12 protein-coding genes and 1 tRNA gene are annotated in these 16227 nt (G+C 69.5%); 4 read left to right on the top strand and 9 right to left on the bottom strand.

Going from position 1 to position 16227, the window contains the following annotated elements; all coding sequences use genetic code 11:
• Positions 1-5 precede the first annotated feature (5 nt).
• Together ADL29_RS34055 and pyk are read left to right on the top strand one after the other, a co-directional pair.
• Positions 6-695: an SIMPL domain-containing protein gene (locus ADL29_RS34055; protein WP_063788588.1), complete on the top strand. Its 690-nt coding sequence runs from the start codon at positions 6-8 to the stop codon at positions 693-695.
• Between the two features lie 193 nt (positions 696-888).
• Complete coding sequence (pyk, locus tag ADL29_RS34050; protein WP_053927395.1) at positions 889-2325, top strand: pyruvate kinase; 1437 nt, start codon at positions 889-891, stop codon at positions 2323-2325.
• 54 nt (positions 2326-2379) lie between these two features.
• Here the strand turns inward: pyk and ADL29_RS34045 are convergent, their stop codons facing one another.
• Positions 2380-3153, bottom strand: coding sequence for a helix-turn-helix domain-containing protein (locus ADL29_RS34045; protein ID WP_245689746.1), 774 nt, complete (start codon positions 3151-3153; stop codon positions 2380-2382).
• Positions 3154-3245: 92 nt separating this feature from the next.
• A tRNA-Leu gene (locus ADL29_RS34040) sits at positions 3246-3329 on the bottom strand.
• Between the two features lie 88 nt (positions 3330-3417).
• Here ADL29_RS34040 and ADL29_RS34035 point away from each other — a divergent pair.
• Positions 3418-4077, top strand: coding sequence for an ANTAR domain-containing response regulator (locus tag ADL29_RS34035; protein ID WP_053927394.1), 660 nt, complete (start codon positions 3418-3420; stop codon positions 4075-4077).
• 72 nt (positions 4078-4149) lie between these two features.
• Here ADL29_RS34035 and ADL29_RS34030 read toward each other — a convergent pair whose 3' ends face one another.
• From ADL29_RS34030 to ADL29_RS34000, 7 genes are all read right to left on the bottom strand, one after another.
• Complete coding sequence (locus tag ADL29_RS34030) at positions 4150-4866, bottom strand: ABC transporter ATP-binding protein (RefSeq protein ID WP_053927393.1); 717 nt, start codon at positions 4864-4866, stop codon at positions 4150-4152.
• A complete protein-coding gene (locus tag ADL29_RS34025; RefSeq protein ID WP_053927392.1) occupies positions 4863-5777 on the bottom strand; it encodes an ABC transporter ATP-binding protein in 915 nt (304 codons plus the stop codon). Before ADL29_RS34025 ends, ADL29_RS34030 begins: the two co-directional genes overlap by 4 nt.
• Positions 5778-5784: 7 nt before the next feature.
• On the bottom strand, positions 5785-7590 hold the full coding sequence (locus tag ADL29_RS34020) for a branched-chain amino acid ABC transporter permease (RefSeq protein ID WP_053927391.1): 1806 nt from the start codon (positions 7588-7590) through the stop codon (positions 5785-5787).
• 5 nt (positions 7591-7595) lie between these two features.
• Complete coding sequence (locus ADL29_RS34015; protein ID WP_046928568.1) at positions 7596-8525, bottom strand: branched-chain amino acid ABC transporter permease; 930 nt, start codon at positions 8523-8525, stop codon at positions 7596-7598.
• A 135-nt stretch (positions 8526-8660) separates the two neighbouring features.
• The gene (locus ADL29_RS34010; protein ID WP_053927390.1) at positions 8661-9881 is read right to left on the bottom strand and encodes a branched-chain amino acid ABC transporter substrate-binding protein; all 1221 of its coding nucleotides are present in this window, start codon (positions 9879-9881) and stop codon (positions 8661-8663) included.
• A gap of 464 nt (positions 9882-10345) precedes the next feature.
• A complete protein-coding gene (locus ADL29_RS34005) occupies positions 10346-10819 on the bottom strand; it encodes a PaaI family thioesterase (protein ID WP_053927389.1) in 474 nt (157 codons plus the stop codon).
• A gap of 137 nt (positions 10820-10956) precedes the next feature.
• A complete protein-coding gene (locus ADL29_RS34000) occupies positions 10957-13245 on the bottom strand; it encodes an FdhF/YdeP family oxidoreductase (RefSeq protein WP_053927388.1) in 2289 nt (762 codons plus the stop codon).
• A 228-nt stretch (positions 13246-13473) separates the two neighbouring features.
• On the opposite strand from ADL29_RS34000, the gene polA reads away from it, so the two are divergent.
• Positions 13474-16212 (top strand): DNA polymerase I, encoded by a 2739-nt coding sequence (polA, locus tag ADL29_RS33995; RefSeq protein ID WP_053927387.1) that lies wholly within the window; start codon positions 13474-13476, stop codon positions 16210-16212.
• The last annotated feature ends 15 nt before the right edge of the window (positions 16213-16227 follow it).

Below are 16227 nucleotides of genomic sequence, written 5' to 3'. Positions count from 1 at the left end.
CCCCCCTGCCCTACGGCACCCCCGACACCCCCCGCCTCGCGGTACGCGGCGAAGCCCGCCTCGAAGTCGACCCCGAAATCGCCCGCATCTTCGTCACCGTCACCGCCCGCGGCACCGACCGCAACACCGCCCTCACCGACCTCACCCGCCGCAACAACGAGGCCCTCGCCCTCATCAAGAGCTACGGCCCCGCCGTCGAAAAGCTCGAAACCGGCGCCTTCAGCATCCACCCCCAGCTCACCTACAACGGCCGCAACGAACGTATCCGCGCCTACCACGGCAGCGTCACCCTCACCGCCACCCTCGACGACTTCACCGCCCTCGGCGAACTCACCACCCGCCTCGGCGACCTCGACCTCACCCACGTCGCCGGCCCCTGGTGGGCCCTGCGCCCCGACTCACCCGCCCACCGCACCGCCCGCACCCAAGCAGTACACGAAGCCGTCCAGCGCGCCCGCGAATACGCCGAAGCCCTCGGCGCCCGCCTCGACGCCATCGTCGAACTCGCCGACCTCGGCGCCGAGAACACCGCCCCCGTCGCCCCGCCCGCCATGGCCGGCTACGGCGCACCCCCGGCCCCGGCCAACCCCGGCGGCCCCGCCGGCGGCGCCCCCGCCCTCGACCTCCAGCCCCAGCGCCAGACCGTCTACGCCAACATCAACGCACGCTTCACCATGACCCGCCCCGCACTGTGAGCCGCCCGGCACTCCGACCGTCCGCGCCATGACCGTTCCGCCCTGTGAGACCACACCCCACAGGGCCGGAAATCCGCTCATCAGAGCACCCCCACGCCCATTCCAATACTTGTCAACACCCTTTCATCCGACGGTCGTTGGGCTGTCACTTCTTCCCCGTTCCCTACCGCCCGGTAGTGCATAGGGTCGAACCATGCGCCGAGCAAAAATCGTCTGCACACTGGGACCCGCCACCGACTCGTACGAGCAGATCAAAGCCCTCGTCGACGCCGGAATGGACATCGCCCGCTTCAACCTCAGCCACGGCACCTACGCCGACCACGAAGCGCGCTACGAACGGGTCCGCAAAGCGTCCGAAGAAACCCGCCGCAGCGTCGGCGTCCTCGCCGACCTTCAAGGTCCGAAGATCCGCCTCGGCCGATTCCACGAAGGCCCCGTACTTCTCGAACGCGACGACGAGTTCACCATCACCGTCGAACCGTCCGTCCAAGGCGACCGCCGCCTCTGCGGCACCACCTACGCCGGCCTCGCCGACGACGTCACCCCCGGCGAACGCATCCTCGTCGACGACGGCAAAGTGACCCTCGAGGTCACCGGCGTCACCGGCCCCCGGGTCCACACCAAAGTCATCGAAGGAGGCATGGTCTCCGACCACAAAGGCCTCAACCTCCCCGGCGTCGCCGTATCCGTCCCCGCCCTCTCCGAAAAGGACCAGGACGACCTCCGCTGGGCCCTGCGCACCGGCGCCGACATCATCGCCCTGTCCTTCGTCCGCAGCGGCCACGACATCAAGGACGTCCACCGCATCATGCGCGAGGAGGACCGCTTCCTCCCCGTCATCGCCAAGGTCGAAAAGCCCCAGGCCGTCGACAACATCGACGACATCGTCGCCGCCTTCGACGGCATCATGGTCGCCCGCGGCGACCTCGGCGTCGAAATGCCCCTGGAAACCGTCCCGATCGTCCAGAAACGCGCCATCAAACTGGCCAAGCGCAACGCCAAACCGGTCATCGTCGCGACCCAGATGCTCGACTCGATGATCGACAACTCCCGGCCCACCCGCGCCGAGGCCTCCGACGTCGCCAACGCCGTCATCGACGGCACCGACGCCGTCATGCTCTCCGGCGAAACCAGCGTCGGCAAATACCCGACGGAAACCGTCAAAACGATGAGCCGCATCGTCGAGGCGGCCGAGGAGGACATCCTCGCCAAGGGCCTCCCGCCCCTCACCGAACGCAGCAAGCCCCGCACCCAGGGCGGCGCCGTCGCCCGCGCCGCCGCCGAAATGGGCGACTTCCTCGGCGCCAAGTTCCTCGTCGCCTTCACCCAGTCCGGCGACACCGTCCGCCGCCTCTCCCGCTACCGCTCCCCGATCCCCCTCCTCGCCTTCACCCCCGACGCCGCCACCCGCTCCCAGCTCAACGTCAGCTGGGGCGTGGAGACCTTCCTCGGCCCGACCGTCAACTCCACCGACGAGATGGTCGCCCAGGTCGACGAGCAGCTCCTGAAGATCGGCCGCTGCCAGAAGGGCGACGTCGTCATCATCACCGCCGGCTCCCCGCCCGGCGTCCCCGGCTCCACCAACCTCGTCCGCGTCCACCACATCGGCGAGGACGACTCCCCGAAGTAGCCTGTAGTTGCGCCCCCGTATGCGCTGGGCCGAGGTATCTGACTGCCGTCCCTGTCAGTACTTCGGCCCGATGTGTCGGTCCATGAGGGCGACGGAGGCCTTGCGGGCGATGGAGACGTTCACCGCTTTACGGGAATGCCGCGCGGACTTCCATTCGACGCCGACCCTGTCGAGGACGTCCGTGAAGAGCCGAATGATGTCGGCGGACGTGTTGGTGAAGAAGTACCGCGGGTATTCGTAGCGCTTGCGCTCCCCGCCCACCACCCTGGTTGCCCAGTTGGTGATCCGGCACCCGTCGGAGTGGATCAGCCCGCGGATGAACTCCCAGGGGTGTTCGTCCACAATCTGCTGTTGCCAGGCATCCAGGGCGATCAGCCGCTCGTGCTTCTTGCCGGGCCCGTGCTGGGGGAAGAGGCACGGCCAGTGTTGGCTGTAGCTGACCACGGATACGCAGCCCTGGGCCTGAACACGGTAGGCGCTCCGAGTGGGATTGACTGCGCACATGGCGGCCTCGCAGGCGTCCACCAGGCCAGGCCAGGCGTCTGCGCAGGCGACGCGGAGGTAGTACCCGGTACGTGGGTGAGCGCTGACGCAGCCGTCGCCCAGGTACAAGCCGAGAAGGTAGGAGTATTCGCTTGCACTCTCGGGCGGCTCCGGGGAGCGCTGGCAGCGGGTGCACGGCTCTGCCTGGACTCGCATACGTGGCAGCGGCTCGATTCGCTGTTTCCAGGAGCGGAGCGCGGCCCGAGATATCCCCGTCTCGTTGCTGACCGAATTCAAGCTGCGGCCCTGGCTCAGCAGCGCGAGGGCCCGCTTGCGTGTGCTGATGTCCTACATGCAGCCACTGTGCGTCACGTCTCGTTGCCACGGGTAGCGAAAAAGCGGAGGTTCACGCGATCGTGAGCCTCCGCTTATCAAGGTGCCGGGTACGGGATTCGAACCCGTATGTCCTCTCGGACAGATGTGTTTGAGACATCCGCGTAAGCCTGTTCCGCCAACCCGGCCAGGTACTCCGCGAGTGTACCGGGTCACCGCCGGTGCCCGCCTCTAGGTAGGCTGCAATCGCACCACCTGCCTGGAACGAGGAGTCCCGTGAGCGCCGCCGAGCCCGAGCAGCCCGTCACCGACGACGATCAGTCGCACGTCCCGCCGCTGACCACGCGCGTCGTGATCGCCGAGGACGAGGCCCTCATCCGTCTCGATCTCAAAGAGATGCTGGAGGAGGAGGGCTACACCGTCGTCGGTGAGGCCGGGGACGGGCAGACGGCCGTGGAGCTGGCCCGGGAGCACCGGCCCGATCTGGTGATCCTGGATGTGAAGATGCCGGTGCTTGACGGTATCTCGGCGGCGGAGAAGATCGCCGAGGAGAGCATCGCGCCGGTGCTGATGCTGACCGCGTTCTCGCAGCGTGAGCTGGTGGAGCGGGCCCGGGACGCCGGTGCGATGGCGTATCTGGTGAAGCCGTTCTCGAAGAGCGATGTGGTGCCGGCGATCGAGATGGCGGTGAGCCGGTTCACCGAGCTGAAGACGCTGGAGAAGGAGGTCGCCGACCTCACCCAGCGGCTGGAGACGCGGAAGCTGGTGGACCGTGCGAAGAGCATTCTGCAGACGCAGTACGGGCTGACGGAGCCGGCCGCGTTCCGGTGGATCCAGAAGACGTCGATGGACCGGCGGCTGTCGATGCAGCAGGTGGCCGAGGCGGTCATCGAGGATGCGGAAGAGAAGAAGCAGCAGAAGAAGAAGGAAGAGTAGCCGCGCCCTGTGTGCGTGAGCGGCCCCGTACCGGTGGTGACCGGTACGGGGCCGCAGTCGTGTGGGTGGGGGTCAGTCCTCGCCGAGGTAGGCCTTGCGGACGGATTCGTCGTGGAGGAGGGAGTGGCCGCTGCCGGAGAGGGAGATCCGGCCGATCTCCATGACGTGGGCCTGGTCGGCGAGGGAGAGGGCGGCCTGGGCGTTCTGTTCGACGAGCAGGATGGTGGTGCCCTGGGAGCGGAGTTCGCGGATGGTTGCCATGATTTTCTGCATCATGATCGGGGAGAGCCCCATGGAGGGTTCGTCGAGCATGAGGAGTTTGGGGCGGGACATCAGGGCCCGGCCCATGGCGAGCATTTGCTGTTCGCCGCCGGAGAGGGTGCCGGAGGCTTGTTTGCGGCGTTCGCCGAGGATGGGGAAGAGGTCGTAGACGTGCCGGATGTCGGCCTCGATGCCGGCGGTGTCCTTGCGGAGGAAGGCGCCGAGCTGGAGGTTCTCGGCGATGGTGAGGCGGGGGAAGATGTGTCGGCCTTCGGGGGAGTGGGCGAGGCCGAGGGAGACGATCTTGTGGGCGGGGACGCCGTTGAGCGGCTTGCCGTCGAAGACGATCTTTCCGGAGGTGGGCTTGAGGAGGCCGGAGAGGGTGCGGAGGGTGGTCGTCTTGCCGGCGCCGTTGGTGCCGATGAGGGTGACGGCCTGGCCGGCTTCGACGGAGAACGAGATGCCTTTGACGGCTTCGATCTTGCCGTAGGCGACGCGGAGGTCCTCGACCTCGAGCAGTGCGGTCACTGGGGTCCTCCCTCGGTGCCGTCGGAGTCCTCCGTGCTGGCGGGGTCGGGGTCGGCGGCGGCTTGTGCGGCGTGGGCCTCCGCGGCCTCGACTTCGCTGACTTCGGCTTCGCCGGGGTCGCCTTCGAAGGGTTCGCCGAGGTAGGCGGCGATGACCCGTTCGTCGGCCTGGACGACGTCGGAGGTGCCTTCGACGAGCTTTTCGCCCTGGACGAGGACGGCGACGCGGTCGCAGAGGTTGAAGACGAAGCGCATGTCGTGCTCGATGAGGAGGACGGCGATGCCCTTGTCCCGGATGGCGAAGACCAGCTCCTCGGTGGCGCGGGTCTCCTGGGGGTTCATGCCGGCCGTCGGTTCGTCGAGCAGCAGCAGGCCCGGTTCGGAGGCGAGTGCCCGTGCGATCTCCAGCTTGCGCTGTTCGCCGTAGGGGAGGTTGCGGGCGAGGTGGTCGCGTTTGTGGGCGAGGCCGGTGAACTCGAGGAGTTCCATGGCGCGTTCCTCGCTCGTGGTCTCGGCTTTCTTGAAGCCGGGGCTGCGGAGGAGGGCGGACCAGAGGCCTTCTTTGGTGCGGGTGTGGCGGCCGACGAGGACGTTTTCGAGGACGGTCATGTTGGCGAAGAGGCGGATGTTCTGGAAGGTGCGGGCGACGCCGGCCTGGGTGACGAGGTGGGGTTTGCGGGAGAGGCGGGTGCCCTGGTAGCTGACGGTGCCTTCGGTGGGGACGTAGAGGCCGGTGAGGCAGTTGAAGAAGGTGGTTTTTCCGGCACCGTTGGGGCCGATGAGGCCGACGATTTCGCCGGCGCCGACGGTGAGGTCGACGCCGCGTACGGCGGTGAGGCCGCCGAAGCGCATGGTGACGCCGGAGGCTTCGAGGACCGCGGTGCCGGTCTTGGCGATGGTGGGTGTGGTCATGGTGTCGTCACGCCTTTGCCTGGGTGGCGCCGAGGGTGGCGTCGGAGTCGGGGAGGCGTTGGTCGGGGACGTCGAGCTGCCCGGTTTCGTGGAATTCGAGCTGCTTGCGGCGGTCGGCGATGAGGCCTTCGGGGCGGAAGCGCATCAGCAGGACGAGGGCGATGCCGAAGAGGAGCAGCTGGTAGTCCTGGAGGAAGTCGAGTTTGGCGGGGATGAGGAAGAGGAGGGCCGCGCCGACGAGGGGTCCGCTGAGGGTGCCCATGCCGCCGAGGATGACGGCGGCGAGGAGGAAGGCGGAGTTGGGGGGCTGGGGTCCGGCGAACTGGAACTGTTCGGGGGTGGCGGTGGTGACCACGTGGGCGTGGACGGTTCCGGCGAGTCCGGCGAGGGCGGCGCCGAGGGCGAAGGCCATGAGGCGGAGCCGGAAGCTGTTGATGCCCATGGCGATGGCGGCGGTTTCGTCTTCGCGGATGGCGATCCAGGCGCGGCCGATGCGGGAGGCTGCGGCGCGTCGGAAGACGAGGACGACGAAGGCGGTCACGAGGATCATCAGCAGGTAGTAGTTGCCGTAGGTGGCGATGGGGATGCCGAGGATCGTGTGGGGTTCGCCGAAGTTGAAGCCGAAGATCTCCAGGTTGGGGATGTTGGGGATGCCCATGGCGCCGTTGGTGATGTCGGGGCCTGTGGTGCCGTTGAGGTTGAGCATGGCGATGCGGAAGATCTCACCGAAGCCGAGGGTGACGATGGCGAGGTAGTCGCCGCGTAGCCGGAGGGTGGGGGCGCCGATGAGGACGCCGAAGACGAGGGAGGCGGCGGCGCCGGTGAGCAGGGCTGCCCAGAAGGGGAACCGGATGCCCAGGGCGGATTCGGCGGAGCCGGAGACGAGGGCCGCGGCGTAGGCGCCGACGCCGAGGAAGGCGACGTATCCGAGGTCGAGGAGGCCGGCGAGGCCGACGACGACGTTGAGGCCCAGGGCGACGGTGGCGAAGATCAGGATGTTGGCCCCGATGATCGTGTACTGGTCGGTTTCCTGGGTGAAGGGGAAGCTGGCGGCGGCGATGAAGGCGGCGCAGAGGGCCGGGCCGCGGTGTGCGTGGGTGAGTTCGGTGAGCCGTTTGATGAGTCCTGCCCGGTTGAGGGCGGGGATGGCGATCACCATGAAGAGGAGGTAGCCGACGAAGGGGGCGCCGTCGTCGGTGTCGATGCCGTAGGTGAAGGCGAGGAGTCCGGCGGCGAAGGCGGCGGCGATGATGAGGATGTCGGCCCAGCCGGGGAGTGTGCGGGTGCGGCGCCGTACGGGGGTGGCGGCGAGGGATGCGGTGAAGCGCTGCCAGATGCCGGCCGGGGGTGTGTCGGGGGTGCGGTCGGCGGGGAGGCCGAGTGCGGCGAGGAGCGCGGCGAGGGAGGTGACGCCGGCGAGGAAGCCGCCTGGTTCGAGGTTGACGAGGCCGCCGAGCTGGACGGCGATGGCGCCGAGGGTGAACCAGGTGGCGGCGAAGGTGGCGAGGGCGGCGAGGAGTACGGGTGCGTTGCGGCCGCCGGGGGTGAGCCATCGGAGGCCGCGGATGCCGAGTCCTGCTGCGGCGAGGAGGAGGGTGAGGATGCCGCCGACGAGGGTGAGGAGCTGGAGGCCGGCGGGGGATCCGTAGTAGGTGAGTTCGCCGGGGAACTCGTTGCTCCAGGTCCAGGCGAGGCTGGTGGTGAGGGCGGTGGCGAGGGCGGCCGCTGCGGTGGTGATGCGGGCGGCGCGTTCGGGGAGGGGGAGCACGGCGGGGGCGCCCGGTGCGGTGGCCTTGGTGGTGTCTGTGGTCATCGCTATCACGCCCGATCCGCGACGCGTTCGCCCAGCAGGCCTTGTGGCCGCAGGAGGAGTACGAGGATGAGGAGGACGAAGGCCCAGACGTCCTTCCAGGCTCCGCCGCCGAATTGCTGCATACCGGGGATCTCTTCGACGTAGGCGGTGGCGAGGGCTTCGGCGATGCCGAGGACGACGCCGCCGAGCATGGCGCCGTAGATGTTGCCGATGCCGCCGAGGACGGCTGCGGTGAAGGCCTTGAGGCCCATGATGAAGCCCATCCGGAACTGCACTTCGCCGGTGCGCAGTCCGTAGGCGACGGCGGCGACGCCTGCGAAGGCGGCGCCGATGGCGAAGGCCAGGACGATGATGCGGTCGGTGTTGATGCCCATGAGCCGGGCGGTGTCGGGGTCCTGGGCGGTGGCCTGCATGGCGCGGCCGCTGCGGGTCTTGGAGACGAAGAAGCCGAGGGCGATCATGCAGGCGGGGGCGGCGACGAGGACGAAGAGGTCGCCGCGCTGGACGGTGGCGCCGAGGATGTCGAAGGCGTGGCCCTTGAACTGGGGGAACACGCGGGCTTGCTTGCCGTCGGGGTACCACTTCCAGATCGCCTGCTGGAGGGCGATGGACAGGCCGATGGCGGTGATGAGGGGGGCGAGGCGGGGGGCGCCGCGCAGGGGGCGGTAGGCGAAGCGTTCGGCGGCGACGCCGACGAGGACGGATACCGCGATGCCGCCGAGGAGCATGGCGGGGAGGGCGAGGATGAGGGAGGTGCCGGTGGGGAGGGCGAGGTAGACGCTGAGGGCGCCGAAGCCTCCGACCATGAAGATCTCGCCGTGGGCGAAGTTGATGAGCTGGACGATTCCGTAGACCATCGTGTAGCCGATCGCGATGAGTCCGTACATCGCGCCGAGGATGAGTCCGTTGGCCAGCTGTTGCGGCAGTTCGTTCACCGCAGGGCCTCCGTTGTGTGGGAGTGAACGGGGTGCCGGTGCGCCGGGGTGGTGGTGCGCCGGGGTGCCGCGGGCCGCGGGCCGCGCCAGGGGTGTGCGGGTTTCCTGGCGCGGTCCGGGTGGTTGGCCGGTCGGTCAGCTCTTGTCGAACTTCTTGAATTCCGCGCTGAAGCGGGATTTCCAGGCGCCCTTGTCGACCTGGTAGGCGGTGATCATGGTGTTGGTGGTGTCGCCGTATTTGTCGAAGGCGACCTTGCCGGTGACTCCGTCGAAGGTGACCTTGTTCATGGCTTCGACGACCTTGGCGCGGGCGTCGTCGGGGAGTTTGCCGTTGTTGTCGGCGGCGACCTGCTTGACGGCCTGGATGAGGGCCCAGGTGGCGTCGTAGGTGGAGCCGCCGTAGGCCTCGTAGGCCTCCTTGAAGCCGGCGGCCTTGTAGTCGGCGATGAACTTCCTGGCGGAGGGGAGTTCCTCGACGGGCTTGCCGACGGAGGAGGCGTAGTCGCCCTGTGCCTTCTTGTTGAGCTTGATGTAGTCGCCGCTGTACATGCCGTCGCCGCCCATGAGGGGCACGGTGACGCCGCCGTCCTTGAGCTGCTGGCTGAGGGGGCCGGAGGCGGGGTATTCGCCGCCGTAGAAGACCAGGTCGGGCTTCTTGGACTTGACCTTGGAGACGACGGCCTTGAAGTCGCGGTCGTCGGGGCTGACGTGTTCGGTGCCGACGATCTTGCCGCCGAGCTTGGTGAACTGGTCCTTGAAGGAGGAGGCGAGGCCGACGCCGTAGGTCTTCTGGTCGTCGATGACGTAGGCCGTCTTGGCCTTCATCTTCTCGTGGGCGTACTGGCCGTCGAAGGCGCCCTGCACCTCGTCGGTGGTGGCGGTGCGGAAGTACGTGGGGAACTGGCGGACGCGCTTGTCCTTGCGCCAGGCGGGGCCCTGGGTGAGGTCGGGCGTGGTGTTCGCCGGGGAGATGAGGGTGAGGTTGTTCTGCTTGGAGACCTGCTGCATGGACTGGGCGACGCCGGAGTTGAGGGGGCCGACGATGCCGAGGACGTCCTTGTCGCCGGCGAGTTTGGTGGTGTTCTGCTGGCCGACGTTGGGCAGGGCCTTGTCGTCGAGGGCTTCGAGTTTGAAGGTGATGCCCTTGACCTCGCCGGTCTTGTTGGCGTTGTCGATGGCGAGCTGGGCGGAGTTGCGGATGCCCAGGCCGAGGGCGGAGAGCTCGCCGGTGGTGGGGGCGTCGAGGCCGATGACCACGGTGGTCTTGGAGCCGTCGCCGCTCTTGTCTTCGCCGCGGGAGCCGCACGCGGTGAGCGTGAGGGCGCCGGTGGCGAGTGCGGTGGTGAGGATGAGCAAGGAACGGTGACGCACGATCAGTCCTTTCCCTGGCGCGGCCATGGCTGTTGCGTGGCCGTTTCGCCACCGGGCGGTAAGTGGTACAGGGATGTCCGTCCTCACAGTGAGCCCGGCGGCGCGGTGACTGGCGGTGACTCTAGAGCGGTGTTCGTCGGCCCGGCAGAGGCGCTGACCAGGATGTGACGCTCTTGTTATGACCGGGTACGAGCGTTTCTCTCCCACGGTCCTTACAGTCGGCGCGGACGCGGCGCGGAGGACGAACTTGCACTTCCGTGGGGGAATCTGAACCGGGGTGTCGGTATCGTGTCCGGCTATCGGACGGGGTGGGCGCGGGGTGGGCAACGACCGTGCGGGGGACGGGAGATGAGGCCGCCGCGGAACGGGAAATAGGTTACGCAGGGTTACGGAAATGCGGACGGCCCCGCTCCCGGGGTCCGGGAGCGGGGCCGTCGGGGCGGAGTGGTTCAGGCGCGGTAGGCGTCCTGGTCCACTTCGCGCAGCATGCAGGTCAGCCGGGCGGTGCAGACCCGCTTGTCCTGTTCGTCGGTGATCGCGATCTCGTAGGTGGCGGTGGAGCGGCCGCGGTGTACGGGGGTGGCGACGCCGGTGACCAGGCCGGAGCGGACGCCCCGGTGGTGGGTGCAGTTGAGGTCGACGCCGACGGCGAGCCGGGTGGGGCCGCCGTGCAGCATGGAGCCGACCGAGCCGAGGGTCTCGGCGAGCACCGCGGAGGCGCCGCCGTGCAGGAGGCCGTAGGGCTGGGTGTTGCCCTCGACCGGCATGGTGCCCACGACGCGTTCCGGGGCGGCCTCGAGGACCTGCACGCTCATCCGCTCGCCGAGGTGGCCGGCGGAGAACAGGGCGGGCAGGTCGAGGCCGAGGCCCGCCCACTGGTCGAGGATCTCCTGCGGGAACTTGGTCGTGTTCTGCTCACCCATGCCTGCGGCTCCGTTCGTTGCCCGTGGTCGTTGCGCCCGTGATCGTCGTCGGTCGTGCGTCGTCGGCCGTGTGTGCCCGTGCCCCGCCGGGCAGGTCACCGGCCGTGCCTGTTCCTATCAGGCGCCTGAGCGGGCGCTCAGCGCGGGGTGTCCTGGCGGGGGATCTCCAGGCGGATCACCACGGACTTGGACGCGGGGGTGTTGCTGGTGTCGGCGGTGTGGTCGAGCGGGATGAGGACGTTGGTCTCGGGGTAGTACGCGGCCGCGCAGCCGCGGGCCGTGGGGTAGTGCACCACCCGGAAGCCGGGCGCGCGCCGCTCGCTGCCGTCCGTCCACTCGCTGACCAGGTCCGTGTACGCGCCGTCGGCCACGCCCAGCGCCCGGGCGTCGTCGGGGTGGACGAGCACCACGCGGCGGCCGTTCCTGATGCCCCGGTAGCGGTCGTCGAGGCCGTAGATCGTGGTGTTGTACTGGTCGTGCGAGCGCAGCGTCTGCAGCAGCAGGCGCCCTTCGGGGAGGGCGGGGTACTCCACCGGGGCGGCGGTGAAGTTGGCCCTGCCGGTGGCGGTGGGGAAGCGCCGGTCGTCCCGGGGGGCGTGCGGCAGGGTGAAGCCGCCGGGGCGGGCGGCCCTGGCGTTGAAGTCCTCGAAGCCGGGGACGACGCGTGCGATGCGGTCGCGGATCGTCGCGTAGTCCTTCTCGAACTCCTCCCACGGCGTGCGGCTCGCCGCGCCCAGGACCCGGCGGGCCAGCCGGGCGACGATCGCCGGCTCGGACAGCAGCTGCGGGCTCGCGGGCTCCAGGCGGCCGCGGGAGGCGTGCACCATGCCCATGGAGTCCTCGACGGTCACGAACTGCTCGCCGCTCTCTTGCCGGTCCCGTTCGGTGCGGCCCAGGGTGGGCAGGATCAGGGCGCGGGCCCCGGTGATCACGTGCGAGCGGTTGAGCTTCGTGGAGACGTGCACGGTGAGGCGGGCGCGGCGCATGGCGGCCTCGGTGGCGTGGGTGTCCGGGGTCGCGGAGACGAAGTTGCCGCCCATCGCGAAGAACACCTTGGCCTGCCCGTCGCGCAGCGCGCGGATGGCCCGTACGACGTCGAGGCCGTGCTCGCGGGGCGGCGCGAAGCCGAACTCCTTCTCCAGGGCGTCCAGGAAGGCGGGCGCCGGGCGCTCGAAGATGCCCATGGTGCGGTCGCCCTGGACGTTGCTGTGTCCGCGTACGGGGCACACTCCCGCACCGGGGCGGCCGATGTTGCCGCGCAGCAGGAGGAAGTTGACGACCTCCTTGATGGTGGGCACCGCGTGCTTGTGCTGGGTGAGGCCCATCGCCCAGCACACGATGGTGCGCTTCGAGGCGAGGACCAGGCGCAGGGCCTCCTCGATCTCTTCCCGTTCCAGGCCGGTCGCGGCGAGCGTCCCGTCCCAGTCGGCGGCACGGGCGGCCTCGGTGAACTCCTCGTAGCCGTGGGTGTGTGCGCGCACGAACTCCTCGTCGACGGCTCCCTCCGTCTCCAGGACGAGCTTGTTGAGGAGGCGGAAGAGGGCCTGGTCGCCGCCGAGGCGGATCTGCAGGAAGAGGTCGGTCAGGGCGGTGCCCTTGAGCATGCCGTGCGGCGTCTGCGGGTTCTTGAAGCGCTCCATGCCCGCTTCGGGCAGCGGGTTGACCGTGATGATCTTCGCGCCGTTGTTCTTCGCCTTCTCCAGGGCGGAGAGCATGCGCGGGTGGTTCGTGCCGGGATTCTGTCCGGCGACGATGATCAGGTCCGCCTTGTAGAGGTCTTCGAGGTGGACGCTGCCCTTGCCGATGCCGATCGTCTCCGTGAGCGCGGAGCCGGACGACTCGTGGCACATGTTCGAGCAGTCGGGGAGGTTGTTCGTGCCGAGCTCGCGGGCGAACAGCTGGTAGAGGAACGCGGCCTCGTTGCTGGTGCGGCCCGAGGTGTAGAAGACGGACTCGTCCGCGCTGTCCAGGGCGGCGATTTCCTCGGCGATGATGCCGAAGGCGCGCTCCCAGGGGACGGGAACGTAGTGGTCGGCGCCCTCGGCCAGGTACATGGGGTGGGTGAGGCGGCCCTGCTGGCCGAGCCAGTAGCCGCTGCGGGAGGCCAGGTCGGCGACCGGGTGCGCGGCGAAGAAGTCCGGGGTGACCCGGCGCAGCGTGGCCTCCTCCGCGACGGCCTTGGCGCCGTTCTCGCAGAATTCGGCGGTGTGCCGCTTGTCGCCCTCGGGCCAGGCGCAGCCGGGGCAGTCGAAGCCGTCCTTCTGGTTGACCCGCAGCAGGGTCAGGGCGGTGCGCTTGACGCCCATCTGCTGCTGGGAGACGCGCAGGGCGTGGGTGATCGCGGGCAGGCCGACGGCCGAGTGCTGGGGTTCGCTGACCCGGGGCGCGTCCTGGACCGGATCCGACGCGGGCGGCTTGCCTGCCATGGCGCTCTCCCTCGAGCCGTGTGCTGTGCCGGGTCCGCCGGGGGTGGGGCGGATCGTTGCCGGGCACATCCGATACGTCCCCGAATCCTGTCACGGACGGCAGGGGAGGTGCAGAGCGGTGCCGCGGTGACCGGGGGAGAGGTGCGGGCGGGGTGTGCGGAGCGGTGCGGGCGGGGGCGGAGGCGTCCGCGGCGGGGATTGTCAGTGGGGCGTGGCAGGATCGGGGGCGTGGCAGCAAAGGCAGCGAAGAAGAGCGAAACGACCGGCACCGAGGCGGCGGCGGGCGGCCGTCCCCGCCTGCTCCTGATGGACGGGCATTCCATGGCATACCGGGCGTTCTTCGCCCTGCCCGTGGAGAATTTCACCACCGCCACGGGGCAACCGACCAATGCGATCTACGGCTTCGCGTCGATGCTCGCGAACACCCTGCGCGACGAGGCGCCCACGCATTTCGCGGTGGCCTTCGACGTCTCGCGCAAGACGTGGCGCTCCGCGGAGTTCCCCGACTACAAGGCGAACCGCTCCAAGACGCCCGACGAGTTCAAGGGCCAGGTCGAGCTGATCGGCGAGCTGCTCGACGCCATGCACGTCAAGCGGTTCGCGGTCGAGGGCTTCGAGGCCGACGACGTGATCGCCACGCTCACCCAGCAGGCCGTCGCGCAGGGCTTCGAGGTCTCCATCGTCACCGGTGACCGCGACTCCTTCCAGCTGGTCTCCGACGACGTCACGGTCCTCTACCCCACCAAGGGCGTCTCCGAGCTGACCCGCTTCACCCCGGAGAAGGTCTTCGAGAAGTACGGCCTGACCCCCGCCCAGTACCCGGACTTCGCGGCGCTGCGCGGCGACCCGTCCGACAACCTCCCCGGCATCCCCGGCGTCGGCGAGAAGACCGCCACGAAGTGGATCAACCAGTTCGGTTCGTTCGCGGAGCTGGTGGAGCGCGCCGAGGAGGTCAAGGGCAAGGCGGGCGCCAATCTCCGCGAGCACCTGGAGTCGGTCAAGCTCAACCGCCGCCTGACGGAGATGGTCCGCGACGTCGAGCTGCCCTGCGGCCCGGAGGCGCTGGCCCGCGAGGCCTACGACCGTGAGGCCCTCAAGGTGTTCCTCAACGCCCTGGAGATCCGCAACCAGGGCCTGCGCGACCGGCTGCACGCCGTCGACCCGGGTGAGGCGGAGGCCGCCGAGGAGGCGGCGCCGGCCGGCGGGGTCGAGGTGGACGGCACGGTCCTGGCCGCGGGCGGGCTCGCTCCGTGGCTGGCCGAGCACGGCACCGGCCCGCTCGGCGTCGCCACCGTGGACGTATGGACCCTGGGCAGCGGCAGCGTCGCCGAGGTGGCGCTGGCCACCCCACAGGGCCCGGCCGTCTGGTTCGACCCGGCGCAGCTGGACGAGGCCGATGAGCGGGCCTTCGCCGCCTGGAGCGCGGACCCCGCCCGCCCCAAGGTGATGCACAACGCCAAGGGCCTGATGCGGGTCTTCGGCGAGCACGGCTGGCTCATCGAGGGCGTCACCATGGACACCGCGCTGGCCGCCTATCTGGTCAAGCCCGGCCGCCGCTCCTTCGCCCTGGACGCCCTCTCCGTCGAGTACCTGGGCCGCGATCTCGCCCCGGCCGCCGCCGGGGACGGCCAGCTGGCCTTCGGCGCGGACGAGGAAGCCGAGGCGGACGCCCTGATGGTCCAGGCCCGCACGGTCCTCGACCTGGGCACCGCGTTCGGGACCAGGCTGGAAGAGGTCGGCGCCGCCGAGCTGCTGCGCGATGTCGAGCTGCCCACCAGCGCCCTGCTGGCCCGGATGGAGCGGGCCGGTATCGCCGCCGACCGGGGCTGGCTGGAACGGATGGAGCAGCAGTTCGCGGGCGCCGTCCAGCAGGCCGTCCAGGAGGCGCACGCCGCCGCCGGCCACGAATTCAACCTCGGCTCGCCCAAGCAGCTCCAGGAGGTCCTCTTCGGCGAGCTGGGCCTGCCCAGGACCAAGAAGACCAAGACCGGGTACACCACCGACGCCGACGCGCTGGCCTGGCTGGCCGCGCAGACCGAGAACGAACTCCCGGTGGTCATGCTCCGCCACCGTGAGCAGGCCAAGCTGCGCACCACGGTCGAAGGCCTGATCAAGACCGTCGCCGCGGACGGCCGTATCCACACCACCTTCAACCAGACGGTGGCCGCCACCGGCCGGCTGTCCTCCACCGACCCCAACCTCCAGAACATCCCGGTGCGTACGGACGAGGGCCGGGCGATCCGCCGCGGCTTCGTCGTCGGCGAGGGCTTCGAATCCCTGCTGACCGCCGACTACAGCCAGATCGAGCTGCGGGTGATGGCCCATCTCTCCGAGGACGAGGGCCTGATCGAGGCGTTCACCTCCGGCGAGGACCTGCACACCACCGTCGCCTCCCAGGTCTTCTCGGTCCCCAAGGACCAGGTCGACGCGGAAATGCGCCGCAAGATCAAGGCGATGTCCTACGGCCTGGCGTACGGCCTGTCGGCCTTCGGCCTCTCCCAGCAGCTGGGCATCCAGCCCGACGAGGCCCGCAAGCTGATGGACACCTACTTCGAGCGCTTCGGCGGCGTACGCGACTACCTCCGCCGCGTCGTGGAGGAGGCCCGCGCCACCGGCTACACCCAGACGATCCTCGGCCGCCGCCGCTACCTCCCCGACCTCAACAGCGACAACCGCCAGCGCCGTGAGATGGCCGAGCGGATGGCGCTGAACGCCCCGATCCAGGGCACCGCCGCCGACATCGTCAAGATCGCCATGCTCAAGGTCGACGCGGCCCTGCGCACGGCCGGCCTGGAGTCCCGGCTGCTGCTCCAGGTCCATGACGAAATCGTGGTCGAGGTGGCCCCCGGCGAGCGCGCGAAGGTCGAGGAACTGGTCCGGCGCGAGATGGCGGCGGCGGTCGAGCTGAGCGCCCCACTGGATGTGTCGGTCGGCTCGGGCAAGGACTGGGAGTCGGCGGCGCACTGACACCGGTGCCCAGTG

The organism is Streptomyces chattanoogensis (assembly GCF_001294335.1).
GTDB classification, from domain to species: Bacteria; Actinomycetota; Actinomycetes; order Streptomycetales; family Streptomycetaceae; genus Streptomyces; species Streptomyces chattanoogensis.
This window is presented reverse-complemented; position numbering and strand designations above follow the sequence as displayed.

What these genes read in the sequence shown, in the direction of transcription:
- ADL29_RS34005 (WP_053927389.1), bottom strand. Translation starts at nt 10,819, where the DNA reads ATGGGTGAGCAGAACACGACCAAGTTCCCGCAGGAGATCCTCGACCAG.
- ADL29_RS34020 (WP_053927391.1), bottom strand. Translation starts at nt 7,590, where the DNA reads ATGACCACAGACACCACCAAGGCCACCGCACCGGGCGCCCCCGCCGTG.
- ADL29_RS34000 (WP_053927388.1), bottom strand. Translation starts at nt 13,245, where the DNA reads ATGGCAGGCAAGCCGCCCGCGTCGGATCCGGTCCAGGACGCGCCCCGG.
- ADL29_RS34025 (WP_053927392.1), bottom strand. Translation starts at nt 5,777, where the DNA reads ATGACCACACCCACCATCGCCAAGACCGGCACCGCGGTCCTCGAAGCC.
- pyk (WP_053927395.1), top strand. Translation starts at nt 889, where the DNA reads ATGCGCCGAGCAAAAATCGTCTGCACACTGGGACCCGCCACCGACTCG.